The 3,181-nt window shown below is 37.8% G+C and carries 4 protein-coding genes and 1 pseudogene; 4 read left to right on the forward strand and 1 reads right to left on the reverse strand.

What is annotated here, in order from left to right:
• Positions 1-185: pseudogene (locus F890_RS17565) on the reverse strand (conjugal transfer protein TraD); the annotation flags it as partial.
• Positions 186-465: 280 nt separating this feature from the next.
• Here F890_RS17565 and F890_RS18875 point away from each other — a divergent pair.
• The 4 genes from F890_RS18875 (at position 466) to F890_RS17585 (ending at position 2,944) form a co-directional block, all read left to right on the forward strand.
• Positions 466-621, forward strand: coding sequence for a hypothetical protein (locus F890_RS18875; RefSeq protein ID WP_004812002.1), 156 nt, complete (start codon positions 466-468; stop codon positions 619-621).
• The gene (locus tag F890_RS17575; protein WP_004282296.1) at positions 621-1,550 is read left to right on the forward strand and encodes a MobA/MobL family protein; all 930 of its coding nucleotides are present in this window, start codon (positions 621-623) and stop codon (positions 1,548-1,550) included. Before F890_RS18875 ends, F890_RS17575 begins: the two co-directional genes overlap by 1 nt.
• Complete coding sequence (locus F890_RS17580) at positions 1,547-2,047, forward strand: hypothetical protein (protein WP_004282297.1); 501 nt, start codon at positions 1,547-1,549, stop codon at positions 2,045-2,047. The genes F890_RS17575 and F890_RS17580 overlap by 4 nt, the downstream gene beginning before the upstream one ends.
• 81 nt (positions 2,048-2,128) lie before the next feature.
• Positions 2,129-2,944, forward strand: a complete 816-nt coding sequence (locus F890_RS17585) for a hypothetical protein (protein WP_005268593.1) — start codon at positions 2,129-2,131, stop codon at positions 2,942-2,944.
• Positions 2,945-3,181 lie beyond the last annotated feature (237 nt).

The raw sequence follows: 3,181 nt of genomic DNA on the forward strand, positions 1-3,181 counted from the left end.
GCAACTTTTTGCTTATTTGCTCGATCTATGGCTTTTTCAGCTTTGATCAAGGCATTAATTTTTTTCTCTTGGTCAGATGTTCTGTACTGAATTTTGGCTAATTCAAGTAAAAGTTTTTGAGCATCATTAGGGTTCTTTAAAGCAGAAATATAGGTGATTTTTTCAGACAGCCAATCATTATTCATATTCAATTCCATTAATTCAGATACCGCAAAAGTACAGGCTTAATTCTCAAAGAACGATAACAAAATAATTACGTCAAATGTACGCAATTTTGTTAAAGTCGTTCTAGAGATTGTTGCCTGCACTTCCATCAAAAATTTGATGGCGCGCTTAGACGTTTCTCAATTTCATTGAGAAACCTAATCACGTTAGGGACTTCATCCCTAAAACCCTGAAACTTATTTTTTTCGTTCAATTGAAAATTGAATGAAAAAAATAAGTACCAAAGCTAGGAGCAACAGCATGCAACTAAAACAGGTATTGGGAAAAATCAAAGATATTACTTTTGGCGTGATCGCAGCACCGCTAATCATCATCATTATGATGTGGGCTTCGATACTTGATCAAAGAGCGTTTAAGAAAGAGCGCAACCGAAAAAAGGAACAGGATAAAACCTAATGGCGATTGCTCGTTTAAGTGTCAAAGTCGGTAAGGCAGGTAAAGCAGCACCGCATGCCGAATATATTGATAGGGATGAAGAAAAGAAGCTGAAACAGGAACAGGCAGAAACTGATCTTGAACATAGTGCTTATGGAAACATGCCGAAATGGGCTGAACATAATCCGATTACCTTTTGGCAGGCAGCCGACCTTTACGAGCGTAAAAATGGCAGTACCTATCGAGAATATGAAATTGCCCTGCCTAGAGAGATGAATGCCGAGCAACGCCTAGAACTGGTTGAGGACTTCATTCAGTCTGAGATCGGCTCAAAATATCCGTATCAATTTGCGATTCATAACCCTAAAGCAATGGACGGCAAGGATCAGCCTCACGTTCACCTCATGTTTAATGAACGTCTGCAAGATGGAATCGAACGAGATCCAGAGCAATATTTCAAACGCTATAACGCCAAGAATCCTGAACGTGGCGGAGCTAAAAAAGACAATACGGGCAAGGGTTACCAGGAACGAAAAACTGATATTAAAGACCTACGCCAAAGATGGGCTGATTTATGCAACAGCCATTTAGAAAAACACCAAATTGACAGTCGTATTGATATGCGAAGCTACAAAGAGCAAGGCATAGAGAAAGAACCCGAAAAGAAACTATTACCAAGCCAAGCTAAAGACCCTGAAATCAGGGAAGCCTTGCAACAGTCACGTATAGCCTATAAAGAGCTTGAGCAACTAGATTTAGGCGACCCTAAAAAAGACCTGAAAGACCTCAAAAACAGCCCAATTTCAGATAAAGAAATTAAACAGGGTATTGAGAGCTTTAAGGCTGATTTTGACAGCTTTAAACAGCTTGCTTTGGAACAGTACAAACAGCAGCAGAAATTAGAAAGAGAGCAACAGAAAACAATGAAGTTTAGAGGGATGAGCCGATGACACCTGATGAAAAAAAGCTATATGCACTGATGGCAGTTGCAGAACAACAGCAAAACTTAGTCAATCAGGCCGTTAAAGAGCTTCAAATCACGAAAGAACACATTCAAAGCACTATTGCTGGGCAAACCCACCACACTATATCAAAAGCGGTAAATGAGGGCTTACAGGACGGTACAGCAGAACTTATTAAGACCGCTAAAGCGCTTGGACGCTTGAAAAACTCGATTGAATCAGCCAATGATCAATTTTCATGGAAGTTAATCACCACTTTCTTAGGTGTTTTTTCAGTTCTCATACTGACTATGACGTGGCTATTTGCATCTTATATTAAGCCTTTAGAGAATATTCCAAAGATCGAGAGTTTAAGGCAGCAAGGTATTCAGTTTGATATTCAAAGTTGTGCCGTTGGAGAAGAGTCCAAGCCCTGCGTCCGAGTGATGAAAGAGCAGTGTGGCTATGGGAAGCATGGGGATTTATGCGTTATTGACCCCAAATAGCTGAATCTGAAAATGAAGGCTCTAAGCACTCATTTATAATTTTTATTATGTTTAAAATTAGTGGAAGTTAAGGAAATTATTATGTTAAAGCAATCAAGTTTAGAAAGAACAGAGTTTAAGGAAGAAGAACTTGCGCCCATTAAAAAGCTTGATTTGAATGATTTGAAAGTTCCTATGCCTAAAAACCTTGATCAGTTACTGATTTGGACATCCGAACTGGCTCAATATAATTATGCTCAATTCCTTAACCAATCCGAACAGCTAAAACTTGTTGATGAAGACAACCTGGAAGAACAGGCGGAAATCAGTCAGAAGCTTAGGTTCTATAGAGGTAATGCGCTTATAGAAAACCAAATCAAAGATTTCTATTTGAAAAAGTTACTTGATCAAGGAGAGGCAACAGTCAAAGGTTATATTAAAAGTCCGACTAAGAAAAATACCCGATATGCTGTAATTTCTTATCATGACTATGATTTTGTAAGCTTTGCTACTCCAGAGATTCTTAATAAATTTCCAGCCGATCTCATCAATTTCGTGCAAAAGGAAACACCTAAGACATTAGCGGACATATATCCTGAAGAAGCCGTGTTCTTATCAGCTATCAAAAAATTTATAAAACCTTTTAAGGAACAGTATAAAAAATTGGCTGATAAGAACAGGGAAATTAAGGAGCACAATACAGTTGCTCATAAAATTTATATAAAAATTAAAAATAAGGAAGCAACTCTGCAAAAGCCAACAGAGTCAAAGCCTAAAGAATCTAATCCAAAGACTACTGAAAATAGTGCTGTCCCAGTAGAGATGAAGCAGGGAACCATTCAGAAAAATATGGCTCCACAAGAAAAGCCACTTACTGTGATTAAGAAGCGAAAATTTGCTTTAAACAAGAATAAGTAACTTGTAATGTAAAATTCTAAACAAAAACCCCTCTAAGTCTTGCAACTTAGAGGGGTTTTCAAGTAAATTCAGCGGTACGCAGTTATTTGATGGAACTAACATCAAGTAACGAAGATCATAAGGTTTGGCGACCGTTATGATTTCACCAAAAGGCTTGTACCTGAACTCTATTTTCACAATAAACAGTGTTTATATCAAGCCTCAAAATGATAAGTCTTCGTTAATTCGTGTTTTAAA

Origin of the sequence: Acinetobacter sp. CIP 64.7 (assembly GCF_000369745.1) — a bacterium.
In the GTDB taxonomy this organism is placed as follows: Bacteria; Pseudomonadota; Gammaproteobacteria; order Pseudomonadales; family Moraxellaceae; genus Acinetobacter; species Acinetobacter fasciculus.